This is a genomic window from Paraburkholderia sp. 22098 (genome assembly GCF_052045935.1).
Taxonomy (GTDB): Bacteria; Pseudomonadota; Gammaproteobacteria; order Burkholderiales; family Burkholderiaceae; genus Paraburkholderia; species Paraburkholderia caledonica.
This window is the reverse complement of record NZ_JBQEPV010000012.1, coordinates 50,915-70,663: the sequence shown is the minus strand read 5'-3', so window position 1 is coordinate 70,663 and position 19,749 is coordinate 50,915. Positions and strand designations below refer to the sequence as shown.

General features: G+C 60.9%; 19 protein-coding genes. 9 read left to right on the top strand and 10 right to left on the bottom strand.

What is annotated here, in order from left to right; genetic code table 11:
- The first annotated feature begins 166 nt into the window (after positions 1–166).
- From ACTJLB_RS23860 to ACTJLB_RS23850, 3 genes are all read left to right on the top strand, one after another.
- Positions 167–1,036, top strand: a complete 870-nt coding sequence (locus tag ACTJLB_RS23860; protein WP_088173980.1) for an amidohydrolase family protein — start codon at positions 167–169, stop codon at positions 1,034–1,036.
- Between the two features lie 144 nt (positions 1,037–1,180).
- Positions 1,181–2,482 (top strand): dicarboxylate/amino acid:cation symporter, encoded by a 1,302-nt coding sequence (locus tag ACTJLB_RS23855; RefSeq protein ID WP_440784664.1) that lies wholly within the window; start codon positions 1,181–1,183, stop codon positions 2,480–2,482.
- Positions 2,483–2,629: 147 nt separating this feature from the next.
- Positions 2,630–3,691, top strand: a complete 1,062-nt coding sequence (locus tag ACTJLB_RS23850; RefSeq protein WP_440784736.1) for a porin — start codon at positions 2,630–2,632, stop codon at positions 3,689–3,691.
- 42 nt (positions 3,692–3,733) lie between these two features.
- Here the strand turns inward: ACTJLB_RS23850 and ACTJLB_RS23845 are convergent, their stop codons facing one another.
- Positions 3,734–4,885, bottom strand: a complete 1,152-nt coding sequence (locus ACTJLB_RS23845; RefSeq protein ID WP_440784663.1) for an MBL fold metallo-hydrolase — start codon at positions 4,883–4,885, stop codon at positions 3,734–3,736.
- An 83-nt stretch (positions 4,886–4,968) separates the two neighbouring features.
- On the opposite strand from ACTJLB_RS23845, the gene ACTJLB_RS23840 reads away from it, so the two are divergent.
- The gene (locus ACTJLB_RS23840; protein ID WP_440784662.1) at positions 4,969–5,583 is read left to right on the top strand and encodes a TetR/AcrR family transcriptional regulator; all 615 of its coding nucleotides are present in this window, start codon (positions 4,969–4,971) and stop codon (positions 5,581–5,583) included.
- Between the two features lie 418 nt (positions 5,584–6,001).
- On the top strand, positions 6,002–6,184 hold the full coding sequence (locus tag ACTJLB_RS23835) for a hypothetical protein (protein WP_033379476.1): 183 nt from the start codon (positions 6,002–6,004) through the stop codon (positions 6,182–6,184).
- 110 nt (positions 6,185–6,294) lie between these two features.
- Here ACTJLB_RS23835 and ACTJLB_RS23830 read toward each other — a convergent pair whose 3' ends face one another.
- Positions 6,295–6,738 (bottom strand): cupin domain-containing protein, encoded by a 444-nt coding sequence (locus ACTJLB_RS23830; RefSeq protein ID WP_440784661.1) that lies wholly within the window; start codon positions 6,736–6,738, stop codon positions 6,295–6,297.
- A gap of 102 nt (positions 6,739–6,840) precedes the next feature.
- Positions 6,841–7,803, bottom strand: coding sequence for a LysR family transcriptional regulator (locus tag ACTJLB_RS23825; RefSeq protein ID WP_440784660.1), 963 nt, complete (start codon positions 7,801–7,803; stop codon positions 6,841–6,843).
- Positions 7,804–7,971: 168 nt separating this feature from the next.
- On the opposite strand from ACTJLB_RS23825, the gene ACTJLB_RS23820 reads away from it, so the two are divergent.
- Complete coding sequence (locus tag ACTJLB_RS23820; RefSeq protein ID WP_088173976.1) at positions 7,972–8,589, top strand: peroxidase-related enzyme; 618 nt, start codon at positions 7,972–7,974, stop codon at positions 8,587–8,589.
- 23 nt (positions 8,590–8,612) lie between these two features.
- Here the strand turns inward: ACTJLB_RS23820 and ACTJLB_RS23815 are convergent, their stop codons facing one another.
- Both ACTJLB_RS23815 and ACTJLB_RS23810 read right to left on the bottom strand, forming a co-directional pair.
- Positions 8,613–9,863, bottom strand: a complete 1,251-nt coding sequence (locus ACTJLB_RS23815) for an MFS transporter (protein WP_131320551.1) — start codon at positions 9,861–9,863, stop codon at positions 8,613–8,615.
- A gap of 83 nt (positions 9,864–9,946) precedes the next feature.
- Positions 9,947–10,879: a LysR substrate-binding domain-containing protein gene (locus tag ACTJLB_RS23810; RefSeq protein WP_440784659.1), complete on the bottom strand. Its 933-nt coding sequence runs from the start codon at positions 10,877–10,879 to the stop codon at positions 9,947–9,949.
- A 262-nt stretch (positions 10,880–11,141) separates the two neighbouring features.
- On the opposite strand from ACTJLB_RS23810, the gene ACTJLB_RS23805 reads away from it, so the two are divergent.
- Positions 11,142–11,870: a DUF899 family protein gene (locus ACTJLB_RS23805; protein WP_440784657.1), complete on the top strand. Its 729-nt coding sequence runs from the start codon at positions 11,142–11,144 to the stop codon at positions 11,868–11,870.
- A gap of 46 nt (positions 11,871–11,916) precedes the next feature.
- Here ACTJLB_RS23805 and ACTJLB_RS23800 read toward each other — a convergent pair whose 3' ends face one another.
- Both ACTJLB_RS23800 and ACTJLB_RS23795 read right to left on the bottom strand, forming a co-directional pair.
- Positions 11,917–13,890: a putative bifunctional diguanylate cyclase/phosphodiesterase gene (locus ACTJLB_RS23800; protein WP_440784655.1), complete on the bottom strand. Its 1,974-nt coding sequence runs from the start codon at positions 13,888–13,890 to the stop codon at positions 11,917–11,919.
- A gap of 200 nt (positions 13,891–14,090) precedes the next feature.
- Positions 14,091–14,474 (bottom strand): hypothetical protein, encoded by a 384-nt coding sequence (locus ACTJLB_RS23795; protein WP_020066377.1) that lies wholly within the window; start codon positions 14,472–14,474, stop codon positions 14,091–14,093.
- 351 nt (positions 14,475–14,825) lie between these two features.
- Between ACTJLB_RS23795 and ACTJLB_RS23790 the strand changes: the two genes are divergently transcribed.
- Positions 14,826–15,104 (top strand): HU family DNA-binding protein, encoded by a 279-nt coding sequence (locus tag ACTJLB_RS23790; protein WP_006049832.1) that lies wholly within the window; start codon positions 14,826–14,828, stop codon positions 15,102–15,104.
- 171 nt (positions 15,105–15,275) lie between these two features.
- Here ACTJLB_RS23790 and ACTJLB_RS23785 read toward each other — a convergent pair whose 3' ends face one another.
- From ACTJLB_RS23785 to ACTJLB_RS23775, 3 genes are all read right to left on the bottom strand, one after another.
- On the bottom strand, positions 15,276–16,394 hold the full coding sequence (locus ACTJLB_RS23785) for a 3-deoxy-7-phosphoheptulonate synthase (protein WP_027775961.1): 1,119 nt from the start codon (positions 16,392–16,394) through the stop codon (positions 15,276–15,278).
- A gap of 116 nt (positions 16,395–16,510) precedes the next feature.
- Complete coding sequence (locus tag ACTJLB_RS23780; RefSeq protein ID WP_310066443.1) at positions 16,511–17,368, bottom strand: DUF72 domain-containing protein; 858 nt, start codon at positions 17,366–17,368, stop codon at positions 16,511–16,513.
- Positions 17,369–17,494: 126 nt separating this feature from the next.
- Positions 17,495–18,250, bottom strand: coding sequence for a TetR/AcrR family transcriptional regulator (locus ACTJLB_RS23775; protein WP_440784650.1), 756 nt, complete (start codon positions 18,248–18,250; stop codon positions 17,495–17,497).
- A 281-nt stretch (positions 18,251–18,531) separates the two neighbouring features.
- Here ACTJLB_RS23775 and ACTJLB_RS23770 point away from each other — a divergent pair, with 281 nt between their 5' ends.
- Entirely contained in the window at positions 18,532–19,713 is a 1,182-nt protein-coding gene (locus ACTJLB_RS23770; protein WP_440784648.1) for an isovaleryl-CoA dehydrogenase, read from the top strand.
- Positions 19,714–19,749: the final 36 nt, after the last annotated feature.

Genomic DNA, 19,749 nt, shown 5'->3' with positions numbered 1-19,749 from the left:
GACGCTCCCCGCGACAATCGGCTTACTTCAGCTTACCTGGCAGCTCATTTGGCAGCTTATCTGCCAGCTCATTTGCCAGCTCACTTGCCAGCTCATTTGCCAGGTTACCTGCCAGCTTCCATAGAGAGCCGCGCCGCGCGGCCACCCAGATAGAGACGACGCTCCCATGAAATCCTGTTTGCCGCCCGATCCCCATCCTGTCCGGCCCGCACAGCAATTGCCCGCCAACGCCTGCGACGCGCATTGCCATGTGTTCGGTCCCGCCGAAGTTTTTCCGTATGCGCCCGATCGCAGCTACACGCCGCCCGACGCGCCTTTCGATCAATTGGTCGCGTTGCACGATTTTCTCGGCCTGAGCCGCGGTGTGATCGTGCAGGCGAGCTGTCACGGCACCGACAACACCGCGATGCTCGATGCGATAGCGCGTGGCAACGGCCGTTATCGCGGTGTCGCGATAGTCGACGGCGATGTGACCGACGCACAACTCGCCGACCTCGACGCACGCGGCGTGCGGGGCGTGCGCTTCAACTTCGTCGCGCATCTTGGCGGCGCGCCGGATCTCGACGTGTTCGACCGGGTACTGCAGCGGATCGAGCGGCTGGGCTGGCATGTCGTGCTGCATCTGGATGCGCAGGATATCCTGCAGTACGCCGAGCGGATCGAGCGTATCAAGGTGCCGTTCGTGATCGACCACATGGGCCGCGTGCGCGCCGAAGCAGGCCTCGATCAACAGCCGTTCCGGCAACTGCTCGAACTGATGCGCAATCCGCTCGCATGGGTCAAGGTCTGCGGTTCGGAGCGTGTGTCTGCAGGCCGCCGGCCTTTCGACGATGCGATTCCGTTCGCCCAGACGCTGATCGAAGCCGCGCCGGACCGTGTGCTGTGGGGCACGGACTGGCCTCATCCGAACATCAGCAAGGACATGCCGAACGACGGCGAACTGGTCGATCTGCTATTACGCTTCTGCCCGGACGAGGCATTGCGTGAAAAACTGCTGGTGACGAATCCCGCGCGGCTTTACGGCTTCGACGTGTAGTTGCAGCCGCAATCATGTCCTGAACTGCCGCGTGAGATGGCAGGCATGCGGGGAGCGACATTTATCGACTTTCCGCTCATCAATTTCGATGGAGACGAAGATGACTAGAACTGATTCCCGGGTTTGCCGATTCGGAGCCGCTTCATGAGCGAGAGTGCCGTCATGACCTCGTCCGCGCCGGGCGCGAAGAAGCCGTTTTACAGAACGCTGTATTTCCACGTGTTTGCCGCGATCATTATCGGCGTGCTGCTCGGGCATTTCGCGCCGTCGCTCGCCGTGAAGATGAAGCCGCTCGGCGACGCATTCATCAAGCTCATCAAGATGGTCATTGGCCCGATCATCTTCTGTACGGTGGTGACCGGCATTGCCGGAATGGGCGACATGAAGAAGGTTGGGCGAGTCGGCGGCAAGGCGTTGCTGTACTTCGAGATCGTGTCGACGCTCTCGCTCGTGATAGGTCTGGTAGCAGGGCACATCTTTCACCCGGGCAGCGGTTTTAATCTGGATCCGGCCACCATCGACACAAAAGCTCTGGCCGGTTACACGACTGCTGCACATCAGCAGAATACAGTCGAGTTTCTGATGCACATCATTCCCGACACCGTCACGGGCGCCTTCGCGTCGGGCAACGTGCTGCAGATCCTGCTGATCTCAGTGCTGTTCGGCGCGGCGCTCGCAGCGACCGGAGAGCGCGGGCGCCCGCTGATTGCAATGATCGATTACTTTGCCCATACGTTTTTCGGCATCGTTCACATCATCATGAAGGTGGCGGCAATCGGCGCATTCGGCTCCATTGCGTTCACGATCGGCACCTACGGAATCGGCGCGGTTGTGCCGCTGCTGAAGCTGATCGGCGCGTTCTATGCGACGCTCGCCGTATTTGTGATCGTGGTGCTGGGTGCAATTTCGCGGCTGCTCGGTTTCAGCATCTTTCGCTTCATGAGCTATATCCGCGAAGAGATTCTGATCGTGCTGGGCACGAGTTCTTCTGAGGCCGCGCTTCCGCAGATGCTCGAAAAACTCGAGCGCCTCGGCTGCTCGAAGTCGGTCGTTGGACTCGTGATTCCGGCGGGCTATTCGTTCAATCTCGACGGCACGAACATCTACCTGACCATGGCGGTGCTTTTCATTGCCCAGGCGTTCAACATCGAACTCAGCCTGACGCAACAGTTGACGCTCGTGGGCGTAGCGATGCTGACGTCGAAAGGGGCAAGTGGTGTGGCCGGTGCCGCGTTCGTGATGCTCACTTCCACGCTGCTGGTTTTCCCGCTGATTCCAGTGCCCGGCATGGTGCTGATTCTCGGCATTCACCGTTTCATGGGTACAGGTCTCGCGATTGCGAACACGATCGGCAACGGCGTTGCGACGCTCGTCGTGTCCGCGTGGGAGCACGAACTCGACCGTTCGAAGCTGAATGCAGGCATGTCGCGTCGACGGGCGGATTGACCGCATGCTTTGACCACCTAGCCGCTGCAAAACAATAGAGATCGTTCTGGTTGCGTGCGCCTACGCGCACGCAACAGGGGCAGCTTGCGCTCAAAAAATACAAACTGGTCTGGAGACATAATCCATGTGCACAACAACAAACGGCATGTGCCACGGGCACGCTTTAAAGCAACATGCATTGCATCGGCGCTGCTCGCGTTAGTGAGCGGCACAGCGAACGCCGATTCTTCGCAAGCCGCAGCGGGCGCTGCGTCGTTATCGACTTCGTCGGTTCAGATGTACGGCTTGATCGGCATGTATATCGACAGCGCGAAAGTCAGCACGGCACGCGCAAGCACGGTGCAAATGGGCGGTGGCGGAATGACCACATCGTTCTGGGGCATCCGCGGCCGTGAAGATATAGGCGGCGGTAACGCGGTGATCTTCAGCCTCGAAAGTTTTTTCCGGCCGAACACCGGGCAGATGGGACGCAATACGACCGACGGGCTCTTTTCGCGCAACGCCTACGTTGGACTCACCGGCGCATACGGTACGTTCAAGTTCGGCGAGCAAACGAACCCAACGTACATCAACCAGCAATTCGTCAACCCGTTCGGCTCTTCCGTGGTCTTCTCGCCCTTGATCGTGCAGTCGTATACGGCGAGCTACAACAATACGGTGATCGGCGACACCGTCTGGCAAAACGCAATCGAGTACGTATCGCCGAATTACGGTGGACTGACGGGCACGGCGATTTATAGCGTAAGCAGCACGACGGGCCACCAGGGGCGCGACAACGTCGGCCTGCATTTGACGTATGCGAATGGACCGCTGACGGCGGTGTTTTCTGCGCAGCGCGTGCGGACGGCGGCGGTCGCGCCGTCAACGGGACAGTATCTTTATCTCGCCGGCGCCGCGTACGACGCGAAGTTCGTGAAGGTCTACGGCGCCGCGCAAATGACCAGCAACAACAACGTGGAAACCGGCTCGCATACTTATGAACTGGGTGTTTCCGTTCCGCTCACGCCGTCCAACGTGATTCTCGCCGAGTGGGCGCGCACCAAACACAGCGCGCCGAGAGACCGCAGCGATGTGCGCAACACGGGAAGTCTCGCCTACGAATATATTCTTTCTAAACGCACCTACGTGTACACGGTGTATTCGTACGACAAGCTAACGGCCAATCCTTCCGGTAGCACGTATGGCGTGGGCATCCAGCATACCTTCTGAAAAGGCTGCGGAAGTCCGTTGAATGAACCTCCGTACGCTGCCTCACGAGTTTGCCCGGCCCGCGCGGTTGCATGAGAACAGGCGTGCGAATGAACGCGCGAGAAAGCCCTGCGATGGCTGCGGCGCCTTAACCGGCTCAACGACATTGCGCCACCAACGCTCGCCTCGATGCGGCGCGGCGAGATCTAACCGCTGGCCCATGCGCGGCGTGGAAAGTGCGATGCCACGCGCGGCGGCAAGCCCGAGCACCCGTTCGAATGGCTCGTACCATTTGTGCATCGCCAGATCGAATGTGCCGTTATGAATCGGCACAAGCAACTGGCCGCGCAGGTCGATATGCGCCTGTACGGTGTCTTCGGGCTGCATGTGGACGTAAGGCCATTGCGCGTCGTACGCGCCCGTTTCGACGAGCGTCACGTTGAAGGGGCCGAGGCGTTCGCCGATGGTCCTGAAGCCGTCGAAGTAGCCGGTGTCGCCGCTGAAAAACACGCGCAGATCTTCGTCGACGATGACCCACGACGCCCACAGCGTGCTGTTGCCGTCGAACAGGCTGCGTCCCGAGAAGTGCTGGGCCGCCGTCGCCGTGAATGCGATGCCGTCAATTTCAACGCTTTGCCACCAGTCGAGCTGGCGCACCTTGCTCGCGTCAATGCCCCAGTCGATCAGCCGGTCGCCCACGCCGAGCGGCGTGACGAACACCTTCGTCGTAGCGGCCAGCGCGCGCACCGTTTCCCGATCCAGGTGATCGTAGTGATCGTGCGAAAGAATCACGCCGGCAAGCGGCGGCAAATCGGCAAGTGCGATGGGCGGCGCATGAAAACGCTTCGGGCCGAGACGCTGGAACGGCGATGCACGTTCGGCGAACACCGGATCGGTCAGCCAGAATCGTCCGCGCAGCTTCAGCAGCACCGTTGAATGACCGAGCCGGTACAGGCTGCGGTCGGGCGCTGCATCGAGTTGCTCTCGCGTCAACGTGTCGACAGGCAGTGCGCCGGCCGGAACGGTCCCCTGCGGCTTGTTCAGCAGCACATTCCACGCAATGCGCACGGTTTTGCCGAATCCTTCGACGGGACGCGGCTTGACGTTGCGAAAGCGCTCGCCGTCGTGCTGCGGCGACAACCCGGAAAGCTCGCGCCCGCGCTTCGCAGCGGTGAAACCGAGTACACGGCCGATCGAATCGATGAGCGCTGTCATGTGTGACGTCCTGACGTGGAAAGTAGACTGGGTAGTGTAATTTATAATCTCGAAAAGTAAACCACTCGGTGTAAAATTTCCGGATGGACCCGAGCCTCACTCATCAACGCCTGACCGACCGCAAGCGCGTCGCCGTGGTTTCCGCGGCTATCGAAGAATTCCTCGCGGCCGGCTTCGACGCGACCAGCATGGATCGCATCGCCGCGCGCGCAAACGTCTCGAAGCGGACCGTCTACAACCATTTCCCCAGCAAGGAAGCACTCTTCGCGGAGATATTGCGGCAGTTGTGGGACGCGAGCCACTCGGGTGAGGCGTTCGCTTATCGGGCGGCAGCGCCTCTGCGCGAGCAGTTGATCGAACTGTTGATGCGCAAGCTCAGGCTGATGAACGACGAGGCCTTCGTGGCGCTGGCGCGCGTGGCTATTGCCGCCGGCATCCATTCTCCGGAACGCGCGCGCGATATGGTGGCGCGCCTCGGCGAGCGCGAGGAAGACCTGACTGTGTGGATCCGCGCGGCAGCCGCCGACAAACGTCTGCGGATTCCCGATCCCGTGTTTGCCGCGCATCAACTGCAGGGTCTCGTGAAGGCATTCGCTTTCTGGCCGCAGGTGACAATGGGACAGCCGCCGCTTGACAGTGCCGAACAGCAGGCAATCGCGGACTCAACGGCCGATATGTTCCTCGCGCGCTATGCGTGAATGCCGATCCTGTTGAGGAATGCGTTTCGGGCGTCCTGAAACAGCGTCTTCAACTTCTCACAACGGGCGCAAGTCATGCATGTGTGACTGATATGCGTGGCCGTCTCTTCCCTGAACTGCGAACTCCTAAGCAATGTGACGGCCCGTGCGAGCATGCGCGGGCAGTCGTGCGGTGAAACCAATGGATGCGGCGACGCGCATGGCACTTGAACGCTGCCCGTTTTTACATGTGATTGCAAGTTGTACCAGGGCAGCAAACGGTCGCGTTTTATCACCGTGTCGCGTTCGCATGCGGATCGTGGTCAGGTTCTTTTGCGTTCGCGCTTGCAGTGACCGACGCCCGCACATTTCATCAAAGTGGTTGCGCTTTTTGCCGACGATGAAACGTACGACGCGCCCGACTCGTGAGGAGAGGATGATGGAACCAGTGCTGAGAAAGGTAATGACCGCCGTGTTGATCGCGGCGCTGGCAGGCGGCACCGTGGGGTGCAAGCGCTCGGGCTCGAACGATACGGCCGGAACCGCGGGCACAGGCGGGCCGGCGGCCATGAGCAGCGGCACGGCGGCACCCATGGGCGGTGCATCGGCCGCGAGCCAGTAAGTCCGCACCGCAGGCGTTCGCTTCGCGATATCGCGGCATTTCCGCGCGACCCTTCGCAATGGGGCCGGCGTGTGGCCCGTCGCGCATTGCATGGCTCCGATGCCACGCGGTCATGCGTCTGGTAGAAGCGGCGCGCGCTCTGCGTCTCCGGCAGGGTCATACGGCACGACGCGTTCGTGCTCGTCCGGCTGATTGCGGGCGACTATCGCTCTTGCTGCGACTGTGTCGTCAAGATTGAACGGCTGATGCGGCATGCCCGGAGGAACAAAAAGGAAATCGCCGGCTTCGGTAATGACCGACTCGCGCAAACCCGGACCATAGCGGGTTTCGACTCGTCCTTCGAGCATGTAAATCGCCGTTTCATAGTCGGCGTGACAATGCGGTTCCGCATGGCCGCCGGGCGGCACGATGACCATGTACATCGACAAACCCGTTGCCCCAGCCGTGCCTCGCGAAATGCCGACAAAATACGGCAAGCGCTGGCTTGTCGTGATCGCCTCGTCCGGGCGAACCCTGACGACGGTTTGCTGTGCGTCGTGCAAAACGTTTGACATGGCGGCTCCTTGGCAACAGCGGGAAGGTTCGTCGTGGTCCGCGTTGTGAAGTGAAGTCTACGCGATCGATGCGTTGCTTTCGAACCTGAAGCCGAGCGCTGATCAGGTTCGCGATGCGCGTTTCTGCCTGCTGCGCGGTATGGCTTTCGCGCTCAGCATGTCTCTGTCTCGCGCCAAAGCCGCGCGCAAACGCGGCACCGCGAAATCAATGAAACTGCGCGTTTTCAGCGGCAATTTTCCTTGCCCCGCATGCATGATGCTCACGGGTATGGGTTCCGGTTCGAAGCTGCGCAGCACCAGTTTCAGCTTGCCTTCGTCGACGGCTCGCGCCGCCTGATACGACAGCACGTTGGTCACACCGACACCCGCCATGGCGGCGTCGATGGCCGCCTCCGCTGTATTCACCGAGAGCCGCGCGTGAATCGGAACGGCTTCGTGCGGGCCGCTGCTCGTGGCGAAGTTCCACACGTCGCTCGAAGGCAGCGAATCGAAATTCACGCACGAAAAGCGCATCAGATCGGCGGGTGTTTCAGGCTCGCCCGCCTGCGCGAGGTAGTGCGGACTCGCGCAAGCCACGCGGGTCACCGTGCCGACCTGTGTAGCGACCATGCTGCTGTCGGGAAGCTTGCCGATGCGCAGCGCAACGTCGATATGGTCGTCCAGCAGATGCAGGTTGCGGTCGGCGAGCACGAGCCGCACTGTTATCTCCGCAAACGTCGCGAGAAAATCACTGACGATGGGCAGCATATGCAGCCGCCCGAATACGATGGGCGCCGTCACGACGAGTTCGCCGCGCGGCGTGCTGTACTCGCCCGCTGCGGCGCTTTCTGCTTCGCTGACCTGCTCGAGAATCTGCTTGCACGCGGCGAGGTAGGCGACGCCCGCTTCGGTCAGTGTGAGCTTGCGCGTGGAGCGTACAAGGAGACGCGCGTTCAGATGCGCCTCCAGCTCAGCGACTTTGCGGCTGACGGTGGGCAGCGGCATACGCAGCTTGCGGCTCGCCGCGGAGAAACTGCCGGTCTCAGCCGCGGCTACCAGAATCGACATTGCTTCAAGACGGTCCATGAATCCGCGCGCTCATCGAATATGAATCGATGGAAAATACCGGATTGCAGCTACTTCTGGAAGAGCGTGGGCGCGGTTATGCGAAACGGGCTCCTCGCGCTGCGCCCATGCTAATGCGCGCGAGCGCTACAATCGTCATGACATAAAGCACTATAACGGAGACATAGCATGGCCAATCTTCAGCCAATCAGCCGCTACCCGGTGCCCGATCCGAGCGAATGGCCCGACGACATCAGCGCACGCATTCTCGAAGTGCAGCAAAAAGCCGGGTTCGTGCCCAATGTATTTCTGACGCTTGCGCATCGGCCCGATGAGTTTCGTGCGTTCTTTGCGTATCACGATGCATTGATGCTGAAAGAGGGCGGTCTCACCAAAGGCGAACGCGAGATGATCGTGGTCGCCACCAGCGCGGTGAACGATTGCCTCTATTGTGTGGTTGCACACGGCGCGATTCTGCGCATTTACGAAAAGGCGCCGCTGCTCGCGGATCAGGTTGCCGTGAACCACCGCAAGGCGGACATTACCGCGCGGCAGAAAGCCATGCTCGACTTTGCGTTGAAGGTGTGCCGCGAATCGGGTAGCGTCGACGATGCGGACTTCCAGACGTTGCGAGAACATGGATTCACCGACGAAGACATCTGGGACATTGCCGCGATTACAGCGTTTTTCGGCTTGTCGAACCGCATGGCCAATGTCATTTCAATGCGCCCCAACGACGAGTTCTATCTGATGGGGCGCGTGCCGAAAGCCGCTTCCGAGTCACCGCAGAATTCACCGCAGAAATAGACCGCTAACTGATTATGCGGTGCTCATGCGCTCGCCGGTTCTGAACGCAGTGCGGGCGTGTGCAGCGCGGTGTCGTCGATCGGAAAGTGCAGCAGTGCGGCGACAAGACCGCTTGCTACGGTCGCTTGCCACAGCAGCGAGTACGAGCCTGTCAGGTCGAAGACCACGCCGCCCAGCCACGCGCCGAGGAACGATCCGATCTGATGGCTCAGAAAGCAGAGGCCGAACAGGCTCCCAAGATGCCGTGTACCGAATACTTTCGCAACGAGGCCGCTCGTCAGCGGAACGGTGCCGAGCCAGGTGAGGCCCATGACGGCCGCAAACACGACTACGGTCAGCGCACTTTTCGGTAGCAGAAAGAATGCGCCGATCGTCACGCTGCGAATCAGGTAGAGCCAGCCAAGCACGTAATGCTGCCGGAACCGGCCGCCTAACCAGCCGCAAGCCCAACTGCCGATCATGTTGAACAAGCCGATCAACGCAAGGGCGGTCGCGCCGAGTCCGAGGGGCATGTGGCATAGCGACAGATAGCCGGGCAAATGCGTGGCGATGAACGCGAGCTGAAATCCACAGGTAAAGAACCCGAGTGTGAGCAACCGGTATCCGCGATGCTGTGCGGCTTGAGCAAGCACGCTGCGTAGCGGCGCGAGCGGCGGTTCAGAAAGCGGTGCCCCGGTTCGTGCACGCCGGTCCAGTACGATGCCCAGCGGAGCCACCATCAGCATCAGGAAAGCCAGTACGAATAGCGATGTGGCAATGCCCGCGTTGAGCCTGATCCCCTGAACGAGCGGGACCATCAGTACCTGCCCGGCGGACCCTCCTGCGCTGACCAGGCCCATCGCCATGCTGCGTTTTTCCGCCGATGCCACCCGGCCGACCGCCGGCAACACGACGCCGAATGTGGTGCAACTTACGCCAATGCCCACCAGCAAGCCCATGCCGACGATCAACATCGGCCCGCTCGGCGCGACGGCCGCAAGGCCGAGGCCCGCCGCGAAAGTCGTCGCGCCGAATGCGACCACCGGCGCGGAACCATAGCGGTCCGCTGCCGCGCCCGCGAACGGTTGCGCGAAGCCCCACACGAGATTGTGCAGCGCAATTGCGAACGCGATCAGCGTGACGGGCAAACCTCGATCGAAAGAAAACGGCCCTATGAATAGCCCGAACGTCTGCCGGATCCCCATTGCCGCGCTGAGAATGAGCGCGGCGGCGAGAATGACGAGTGTCGTGTGATTGAACGCGGGCGCGATGTGTTTGCTGTTGGCGGTCGACATGGCTCTGATCTCCTTCGACACAATGGTCGCAGCGAGCGTCGCAAGCAGCAAAAGAAAAGTTTTTGACGACGGGTGAGCGCCGTTCACCTGTGCGATTGAGTGGGCGCGCTAACGCTTAAGTCGCACGAAGACCGCCCGGCCTCTGCGAGCATCCATTGCCTGAAGTCGAGTAGCTCCGGCCGACGTTGCGCGTCCTCCGCGCTGACGAGCCAGTAGGCGGTGGACGAAGCGATCGTACTGGACGCCGCCTCGACGAGCGCGCCGCTTACGAGGTCGCGATCCACCAACGGCCTGCGGCCGAGCGCAACGCCGAGCCCCATGCTTGCAGCCTCAAAGGCGAGCTGGATCGTGTCGACATGCAAGCCGTCGCTGGGATCGACGCCTTCCATGCCGGTGGTTTCGAGCCACGTCTGCCAGTCTTCGCTCGCGGCGTTCACGTGAATCAACGTGGCCTTGCCCAACAGCGGCGTGCCGTGCACGTCGCGAAGCGACTCCAGATACGCGGGGCTGCATACAGGGACGAGTTGCTCTCCAAAGAGCCGGGTCCACGCCGTGCCTGCGACGGGCGCGCGGCTCATGCGGACCGCGAAATCGAATCCGTCCACCGGGAAGCCGACCTGGCGGTGCGATGTATCGACCGTCACATTCACGTGTGGCCAGCGCGCCCTGAAATTCTGCAGGCGCGGCAGCAACCAGCGGGACGCAAAGGTCGGGGCGCAACTCAGCGCGATGGGGCGGTTCGCGCGATAGTTCGGCAGACGCTGCGTGCCGATAGCAATCAGCGAAAACGCTTCTGAAACGTATGACAGATAGTCCGCGCCGCTGGCAGTGAGCGAAATGCCGCGAGGCTCGCGCACGAAGAGTTCAACGCCTAGCGTTTGCTCCAGACCGACGATCCCGTGACTGACCGCACTCGGCGTGACATTCAGTTCCGCGGCGGCGAGCTTGAAACTTTGATGCCTGCCGGCCGCTTCAAAAAAGCGAAGCGCTGGCAAAGGCGGTAGACGAAGCGGCATGTTTTGCATCTCCCCTGGCGGCGCAGCGCGGGCAGGGCCACGTGGCTGCTGTTTCGCGACAGCATACCGCGTCGCGCCGGTCACAACCTGTACGGTTTGCTTTGCAGTGCGCAAAGGCCCGCGCAAAGGCGGTTCGGAAAATGCAATGTGGAAATGTTCTCGCTGGCTGTCGATTCGCCGTGGCTTCGATCGTCGTGTATATGGATGGGGGCGCTGAACGCACGCTCCCCATTGGTCCTTTTCCTCGACAGGGAGATCGCACATGACCGAATTGAACGAAGCAGCACCGGCCCTCAAGCCGGCCCGCGAACTGGCGGACTCGCCGCGGCGCTTTCCTGGCGAAAGCGCGGAATATCGCCGCGCGCGCAACGATCTGCTCGCCGAAGAAATAGAACTGCGCCGTCATATCGAACGTGTTGCCGCGCAGCGTCGCTCGTTGCCGCCGGGCGGCATCGTACCGGAAGACTATCGTTTCGAAGGGGAGAGCGGCGCCGTTACGCTTTCCGACATGTTCGGCAGGCACGATACGCTCGTCACGTATAACTGGATGTTCGGTCCCGGGCGCGAGCGGCCTTGCCCGATGTGTACGTCGCTTGTGAGCGCCTACGACGGCGAAATGCCCGACATGTTGCAACGTGTCGCGTTCGCGGTGATCGGCCGCTCGCCGATAGAGAAGCTCGTCGCCTTCGCGAAAGAGCGAGGCTGGCGTCATTTGCGGTTGTATTCGTCGGCAGGCAATACATTCAATCGCGACTATGCGGGCGAAGATCCGGATGGCGACGACGTTCCCGCGTTCAACGTATTCACGCGGTCCGGCGGTACGGTACGGCACTTCTGGGCAGCGGAGATGGGTCCGTGGACGGCCGACCCCGGGCAGGACCCGCGAGGCGCACCCGACGTGATGCCTCTTTGGACCGTGCTCGACATGACGCCCGGCGGTCGGGGCAGCGACTGGTACCCGAAACTCGAGTACAACACCGCGCTGCGTTAGCTCTGGTTGCGCCGCGTCGCGCGGCGTCCTTTGGGGACCGTTGCGATTATGCGGCCCCGTCTTCCACGCGGCGTTGCTCCTGTGCTGCCTGCAAATAGCCCGAGACCGCGCCCGAACGCATGGGCCGGCTGAACAGGTAGCCTTGCACTGCGCGAGCGCCCAGTGCCTTGACTACTTCCGCCTGTGACGACGTTTCGAGTCCTTCAACCACGCATTCGAGTCCGAGGTTCTTGCACAGGTCGAGCACCGATTTGACGATCTTCTTTGACGCGCTGTTCGAATCCACGTCGGTCATGAAACTACGGTCGATCTTGATCGAATCGAAGGGCAGACGGTGCACGTAACTCAGGCTCGAATAGCCGGTGCCGAAGTCGTCGAGAGAAACGCGGCAACCGGCCTGCTTGATCATCGTGAGGGCCGAGCGCGCTTGCTCGAAATCGCGAGTGAGCGCAGTTTCGGTGATCTCGAACGACACGCGATGTGGCGGCACGCCGCTTGCCGCGACAATGTCGATCAGGCGGCGCGCTCGTGCGGACGTCGAAATGTCGATTGCAGAGAGATTGAACGACAGATAGAGCTCGCTCGGCCAGTGCGGCACCTCGGCGAGCGCCTTGTGTAGCAGCACCTCGGTGATGCGCAGAATGATCTCGGTTCGTTCCGCGATCCGGATGAACTCTTCCGGCTTGACCGCGCCGAGTCTTGGGTTGTGCCACCGCCCCAGTGCTTCGAGACCGATGGTTCGCATCGTGACGACATCGGAAATCGGCTGAAACTCCAGAAAGAGTTCCGACTCCAGTTCGGCGTGACGCAGCTCCTGCGTAACCAGGCTCGAACGCCGGATACGTGTTTCGTGCTCGGTCGAGAAGATCACAGCCGTGCCGCGTCGGCTTTCCTTGCCGACATAAAGCGCCGCGTCCGCGCGCTCGAATACCTGGGTAACGGTTTTGCCCGCATCCGGGAACGCGGCCCAGCCGATCGTGCCCGACAGTTCCGCAATATTGCCTGCCACACGATACGGTTGACTCAGCGAGTTGCAAATGCGCTGGCCTAGTTCGAATAGCGTTTCGTTCGACTGCGTGTGTTGGGCGAGCACGCCGAATTCGTCGCCGCCAAGCCGTGCGAAGAAGATGCCGGGCTCGGCCAGCGCGAGCAGTCGCAAGCCGACTTCCTGCAACACGAGGTCGCCGCTTGCGTGGCCGTAAATGTCGTTGACCTGCTTGAAGCCGTCCAGATCGATGAGGCCGACATTGAAGCCGTCGCCGGTGGCAAGCGCCTGCTCGGACAACGCCCGCAGCGAAGCGAAGAAGCTGCGGCGGTTGGGCAGGTCGGTCAGGCTGTCGATGCTCGCAAGGCGAAAGTTCTCGTCGCTGAGCCTTTGAGTTTTCTCCTGACTCGCCTGCAATTCGCGCTGCGCATATACGACGCCGGAGAATGTCCGGTGATACAGCTCGATGATAAAAGCGAGTGCAAGTCCGACGAGCGTCATATCGATCGCCATCGCGATGAACACCGGCGATCCCGTGAAGACGAGAAACGTCGAAAAACTTAGGATCACTATGGACAGAAGCAGCAGGGCGGCCACGCGCAAGTGCATCAGGCAGAACACGCAGCCGACCACGGTAGTCGCCATGTAGAACGCAACCTGCGCCTGCTCGTACGCAGTGCCGTACGGCAGCAGCAACAGCGACCAGGTGGTAAAGGCAATGCCGAATGAGCTCGAGAGCCAGACGAGCTTGCGTACCTCGGGCACGGCTTTTTCATGCGTCAGCACGCGATGCCGCGCGCGCCACCACCGTATGCATCGCACGACGCACAACGTGCACAGCGCGCCCGGCGCGTAGATCGAAAGCCGTGCCGGCGCACTATGCACGTGCGTGACCGTGACTGCCAGCGTATTGACGAACAGGATGAAGTAAAGAAGCGGAATCTGGCGGCCGACCGCCTGGAGCTGCGAACGCACGAGATCGGGGTCTGTGTCCGCCCCGGAAAATGCCTGCCTCAAAGTGGCTAGTCCAACCATTCCTGTCCCTTAACGTTTGCGCCGCATACGCAGCCTGGTATATCGGCACATACTGATCAGACCTTGAGTGCGCGAGAGTGCGCTGGATGCATTTGATGCGTCGTCCAGCATTCACCGTGGTCCGGTAATTAAGACCTGCGCGACCTTAGGCGGCAGGCGCTTCGGGCTCCTTGTGGGTAACTTTGACCTTGAGGCGGCCTTCAAAGCTTGGGACAGGACAGTACTTGCAATGGTCCGAGGGTGGTGCCCGGTTCGCCTTGCGCGGCCGGATTACCTTGCGGAGGAGTGGATATGAGGCGCACTGCATTGTCGCCGGCATTCGCCAGCACATATTTTTCGGCGCCGTTTTCCGCTTGCCAGTAAGCGCGAAACACGCCGTTTTCGCCGAATAGAAGCAGCTTGCCGTGCACTGTTTTTGCGCCGCTGATCAGGTCGACGGGTTCGCCGTCGCGCACCCGGAACGGCTGGAGCGAAGTCGAATTCGTCGTTCCCGCCAACGTCGCGCAGCTGTTTTCTTCGGCTGAGACGGTCGTGCATAAGAGCGCGCCGACGAGTGCACATGTTGCTATATGGCGAAAATTCATTTTTTTCTTTCTCCCGATTGCAAACTCAAAACCCGCTCGGCGCTGCCCGAATCACGGTAGCCGATGGAGTACTCCGCCAAAGCAAAAACTTGTCCACGACCCTTTTGCGTCGCGCTAAAGCACTGAAATTGCAACGGATTGTGATACGCGACCGATGCCGGCCAAGCGGGCAATACACGTAAGCACGCGATTCTTAGGGCACTTTGCCGCACAAATTCGTCAAATCGGCTGTGGGCGGGTGATACAAGGCTTACACGCAGGGTTTGCGCGAAAGCGCGCCTATGCGTTAGTGTGTCGGTCCCGGCGCGACAGATGTAGCGCCGGTTCCATGATTACCATACGGGAAGTGCTATGAACAAACAGGAACTGATTGATGCAGTCGCCGCAGCAACGGGCGAAAGCAAAGCGGCCACCGGCCAAACCATCGACGCTATCGTTGAAGCGGTGACCAAAGCCGTTGTTGGTGGCGATACGGTGCAACTGGTCGGTTTCGGTTCTTTCTCGACCGGCGCGCGCGCAGCACGCGTGGGCCGCAATCCGTCGACGGGCGCCGAGATCCAGATCGCTGCTGCCAAGACGGTGAAGTTCACCGCAGGCAAGGCGTTCAAGGAAGCCGTCAACGCGTCGTAATGCAACGCGCTTCACGCCGGAGCATCCGCAATGCGCTGTCATGGCGCGGCGCGAGCGATGCCTCGGGTGTGAGGAATCACGCGCTGCCCAGCCCCGGTAGGACGAATCCATCGGCGGATGGCGCGGCGCGTGTGCCTGCTTGCTGCATGCAGTTATCACGCGTGTCCTCGATCAGCTCGCGCGGCGCTTGCGTGTCGCGTCGGCAAGTGTCTCGAGCACCGGTTCGGTTTGCGCCCAGCTTACGCAAGCATCTGTAATCGACACGCCGTAACGCAACGGCTCTCCTGCCTTCAGATCCTGACGGCCTTCTTCCAGATGACTTTCAAGCATGACGCCGATAATGCGGCGCTCCTGCGCGGAAAGTTGTTGCGCTACGTCCTGCACCACGTCCAGTTGACGCAAATGCGATTTGCCCGAATTCGCGTGCGAGCAGTCGATCATCACCTGTTCGCGCAGACCCGCTGACTTGAGTGCGGCACAGCTCGCGGCGACCGACGCGCTGTCGTAGTTCGGTCCTTTCTTGCCGCCGCGCAAAATCACATGGGCGTCGTCGTTGCCGCGCGTTTCGAAGATGGCTGCCATGCCCATCTTGGTCATGCCCATGAACGCGTGGCTGGCGCGAGCGGCCACGATGGCGTCAGCGGCAATCTGTACGCCGCCGTCTGTGCCGTTCTTGAAACCAATCGGACAACTGAGCCCCGAAGCCAGTTGACGATGACTCTGGCTTTCCGTTGTACGTGCACCGATTGCGCCCCACGCGATCAGATCGGCAATGTATTGCGGACTGAGCAGATCGAGGAATTCGGTGGCGGTAGGCAAGCCCAGGCCGTTGATGTCGAGCAGCAATTGCCGCGCGCGACGCAGGCCTTCGTTGATACGGAAGCTGCCGTCCAGGCGCGGATCGTTGATATAGCCTTTCCAGCCCACCGTAGTGCGCGGCTTTTCGAAGTACACGCGCATCACGATCAGCAGGTCGTCTTTGTACGCATCGGCCGCAGCCTTCAGCTTGTGTGCGTATTCGATCGCCTGGTCATGGTCGTGGATCGAGCAGGGCCCGACGATCATCACCAGCCGGTCGTCGCGTTCGTGCAGGACGTCGGCGATTTCCGCGCGTGTCTTTTCCACGAGCGATTGCACGGTGGCGGGCACGGGCAATTCGTCCTGCAACAGCGCAGGGGAAATCAGCGGACGGACCGCGCCGATGCGAACGTCGTCGATGCGCGTAGTGTCCTGCGTGGCGTCGGCCGAGCCGACTTCCCGGTCGTGCAGAGGATTGTCGATGGCGCTCAAGGTATTCTCCCGGACTTTCAATGTGAGGTGGCCTCGCGGCCTTGAATGTAGTGTCGTCGCGTGTGGTTCGCTGCCGGGATTATGACACTCGCATGCCGCCGCCGAAACGGCGCCGCTCAAAGCCGCTCGATCAACGCCATTGCAGCGGCCGGATTGCGTTCCTTGAAGCCGCTGATCACGTAGAGATAAACATCGCGTGGAACCGCTTTTGCGGGCGGCTCGGCGCACGTTTCCAGATCGGCGGGCGTCGTGCCCGCAGCCAGTTGCCGAGCACGTTCGACCCATGCGTCGAGGGTTTTGGTCGCGTAGCCCTTCGCCTGTTTATCGGTTGTACCCATGATGCGGGCGTAGACGAACGGCGCGGTGATATCCGCGATTTGCGGGTACTCGCTGTCGCCGGCCAGCACGACTGCGACCTTGTATTTACGCGCAAGCGCGATGAATTCCGGTGTCTTGAAGCTGTCGTTGCGCACTTCGATTGCATGCCTAAGCTTTATGCCTTCGATGCTCGCCGGCAGCAGTTTAAGGAAGGCCTCGAAATCTTCGCTGTCGAACTTCTTGGTCGGCGCGAACTGCCAGTTGATGGGCCCGAGCTTCTGTTTGAGAAGCAGCACGCCGCTTGCGAAGAAACGTTCGATGGTTTCGCCGGCCTCCGCGAGTACTTTGCGGTTGGTCGAGTAGCGCGGCGCCTTCAGCGAAAAAACGAAGTCGTCTGGCGTTTCCTGGTACCACTTTTCATAGCTCGCCGGCTTTTGCAAACCGTAAAAGGTGCCGTTGATTTCGATTGAACTGAGATGCCGGCTCGCGTACTCGAGTTCGCGGCTTTGCGTGAGATCTTCAGGGTAGAACGTGCCGCGCCACGGCGCATAGGTCCAGCCTCCTATGCCGATCCTGACGTTGCCGGCCTTCGCAGCTTTCGTAGTCTTTGCGCTCGTTGAAGATTTTGCGGCTTTCGCGGGCTTGAGATCTGCCACCTGGTGTTCTCCTTTTGGCTGCGCTTTATCTACCGTGAGACCGGTAGATTAGCGTCTTTTTCGCCACCAGACAGAACTCGCGAGAACTACGAATAGTAGGGGAAACAGAAACCGAAACGCCAGACGCTATTCGCCGCTTGCCGGATCGGCGTTGCGCGCAGCGGCCTCACGCGTGGCTTCCTCGAAACGACGGTTTGCTTCCGCCACTTCCGCCCTGAACTGTTGCAATGCATTCACCGCGAGATCGGGCGGTGTCAACGCGGCCCACAGTACGTCTATCAACTGATCCGCGGTTGCTTCGATGTCGGTGTGCCGGTTCGCGAGCGTCGCGTCCCACAACACATGTTCCATTGGCCCGAACACCATGGAGCGCAACAGGCGCAAAGGTATGTCCGCGCGAATCTGGCCGCTTTCCTGGCCTTGAGCCAGAACGCGCATTAGCGGCGCGGTATAGCGGCGCTGCAACTCGGTCAGCGCCTCGCTCAACTCATGATGACGCGCGCGTCCTTCCGACAACACCAGCGCGCAGAGGTCGGTGCCGTTCACGAGCATCAGCCGCAAATGCGTCCGCACGATAAACGCGAACTGCTGGCGCACCGTGCCGTCGCGCGGCAGTCCGGATTCGATTGCGTCGATGATCTCGTCGTACCAGTCGCCGATAACGCGCGCGCACAACTCGCGCTTGCCGCGAAAGTAGCTGAAGACGGTCGCCTCGGAAACGCCCAGGCGTTGGGCGATCTCGGCGGTCGTGGCGCGTTCGTAGCCCTTCTCGGAGAACACGTCGCGGCCCGCCTGAAGAATCTCTTTGACCCGCTGCTGCGACTTGCGCCCGGCCGGCTGGCGGCGCGATGCGGGCAATTCGGTCTTGAGAGCAACCGTCATATGAGTCGAAGTCAATTTACTGGAAGGGTTCGGCTAAAAACGCCACATTGAGCCCATGCTATCACAGCATCAGCGGCCATGAACCGATCCGATGGGTTTCTGAGTGAGACTCAGAAATACCTATTGACGCTTACGTAAATCTAGCGTGAAATGCGTCTTGAACGTCGCGCGCCTCAGGTATGGCGAGAGACGCGGCCCAGCAGGCGGCCGCCGTCCGCCTGGCCGCGATCGGATTCGCCGGCATCGTTGTCCGGCCGCCAATGAACTCTGGAGACACCGCAATGAGCAACCTGCCCGGATTGCAATTCCCGCTCGGCGAAGAAATCGAAATGCTGCGTGACAGCATCGCGGGATTCGCTGCGAAAGAAATCGCGCCGCGCGCGGCTGAGATCGATCGCACGGACCAGTTCCCGATGGACCTGTGGCGCAAATTCGGCGATGTCGGCGTGCTCGGCATGACGGTCTCGGAGGAATATGGCGGTGCCAACATGGGTTACACCGCGCACATGGTCGCAATGGAGGAGATCTCGCGCGCGTCCGCTTCGGTCGGTCTTTCATACGGCGCGCATTCGAATCTGTGCGTGAACCAGATTCATCGCAACGGCACTGAGGCGCAAAAGCAGAAGTACTTGCCGAAACTCGTGTCGGGCGAACACGTCGGCGCGCTTGCAATGAGCGAGCCCAATGCGGGTTCGGACGTGGTCAGCATGAAGCTGCGCGCCGACAGGAAGGGCGACCGCTATGTGCTGAACGGCACGAAAATGTGGATTACCAACGGTCCGGACTGCGATACGCTGGTCGTCTACGCGAAGACCGATGTCGAAGCGAATTCGCGTGGCATTACCGCGTTTATCGTTGAAAAAGGCATGAAGGGTTTCTCGGTTGCGCAAAAGCTCGACAAGCTCGGCATGCGCGGCTCGCACACGGGCGAGCTCGTCTTTCAGGACGTGGAAGTGCCCGAGGAAAACATTCTCGGACAATTGAACGGCGGAGTGAAAGTACTCATGAGCGGCCTCGACTACGAGCGTGCGGTGCTCGCGGGCGGCCCCACGGGCATCATGGTTGCGGTGATGGATGCGGTCGTGCCGTACATTCACGACCGCAAGCAGTTCGGTCAATCGATCGGCGAATTCCAGCTGATTCAGGGCAAGGTTGCCGATCTCTACACCACGCTGCAGGCGTGCCGCGCGTATCTCTACGCGGTTGGCCGTCAACTGGACACGCTCGGCACCGCGCACGTGCGCCAGGTCCGCAAGGATTGCGCGGGCGTGATCCTCTACACGGCCGAAAAAGCGACATGGATGGCGGGCGAAGCGATCCAGATTCTCGGCGGCAACGGCTATATCAACGAGTATCCGGTCGGGCGTTTGTGGCGCGACGCGAAGCTGTATGAAATCGGCGCGGGCACGAGCGAAATCCGCCGCATGCTGATTGGCCGCGAGCTGTTTGCCGAGACTGCGTAAGCGTTCACGCGCCAACTTCCAAACAAGCGGCATGAG

Coding starts and splice junctions, on each gene's coding strand:
- ACTJLB_RS23815 (WP_131320551.1), bottom strand. CDS start 9,863: ATGTCGACCGCCAACAGCAAACACATCGCGCCCGCGTTCAATCACACG.
- ACTJLB_RS23810 (WP_440784659.1), bottom strand. CDS start 10,879: ATGCCGCTTCGTCTACCGCCTTTGCCAGCGCTTCGCTTTTTTGAAGCG.
- ACTJLB_RS23790 (WP_006049832.1), top strand. CDS start 14,826: ATGAACAAACAGGAACTGATTGATGCAGTCGCCGCAGCAACGGGCGAA.
- ACTJLB_RS23840 (WP_440784662.1), top strand. CDS start 4,969: ATGGACCCGAGCCTCACTCATCAACGCCTGACCGACCGCAAGCGCGTC.
- ACTJLB_RS23770 (WP_440784648.1), top strand. CDS start 18,532: ATGAGCAACCTGCCCGGATTGCAATTCCCGCTCGGCGAAGAAATCGAA.
- ACTJLB_RS23855 (WP_440784664.1), top strand. CDS start 1,181: ATGAGCGAGAGTGCCGTCATGACCTCGTCCGCGCCGGGCGCGAAGAAG.
- ACTJLB_RS23795 (WP_020066377.1), bottom strand. CDS start 14,474: ATGAATTTTCGCCATATAGCAACATGTGCACTCGTCGGCGCGCTCTTA.
- ACTJLB_RS23835 (WP_033379476.1), top strand. CDS start 6,002: ATGGAACCAGTGCTGAGAAAGGTAATGACCGCCGTGTTGATCGCGGCG.
- ACTJLB_RS23805 (WP_440784657.1), top strand. CDS start 11,142: ATGACCGAATTGAACGAAGCAGCACCGGCCCTCAAGCCGGCCCGCGAA.
- ACTJLB_RS23860 (WP_088173980.1), top strand. CDS start 167: ATGAAATCCTGTTTGCCGCCCGATCCCCATCCTGTCCGGCCCGCACAG.
- ACTJLB_RS23800 (WP_440784655.1), bottom strand. CDS start 13,890: ATGGTTGGACTAGCCACTTTGAGGCAGGCATTTTCCGGGGCGGACACA.
- ACTJLB_RS23845 (WP_440784663.1), bottom strand. CDS start 4,885: ATGACAGCGCTCATCGATTCGATCGGCCGTGTACTCGGTTTCACCGCT.
- ACTJLB_RS23775 (WP_440784650.1), bottom strand. CDS start 18,250: ATGACGGTTGCTCTCAAGACCGAATTGCCCGCATCGCGCCGCCAGCCG.
- ACTJLB_RS23825 (WP_440784660.1), bottom strand. CDS start 7,803: ATGGACCGTCTTGAAGCAATGTCGATTCTGGTAGCCGCGGCTGAGACC.
- ACTJLB_RS23830 (WP_440784661.1), bottom strand. CDS start 6,738: ATGTCAAACGTTTTGCACGACGCACAGCAAACCGTCGTCAGGGTTCGC.
- ACTJLB_RS23820 (WP_088173976.1), top strand. CDS start 7,972: ATGGCCAATCTTCAGCCAATCAGCCGCTACCCGGTGCCCGATCCGAGC.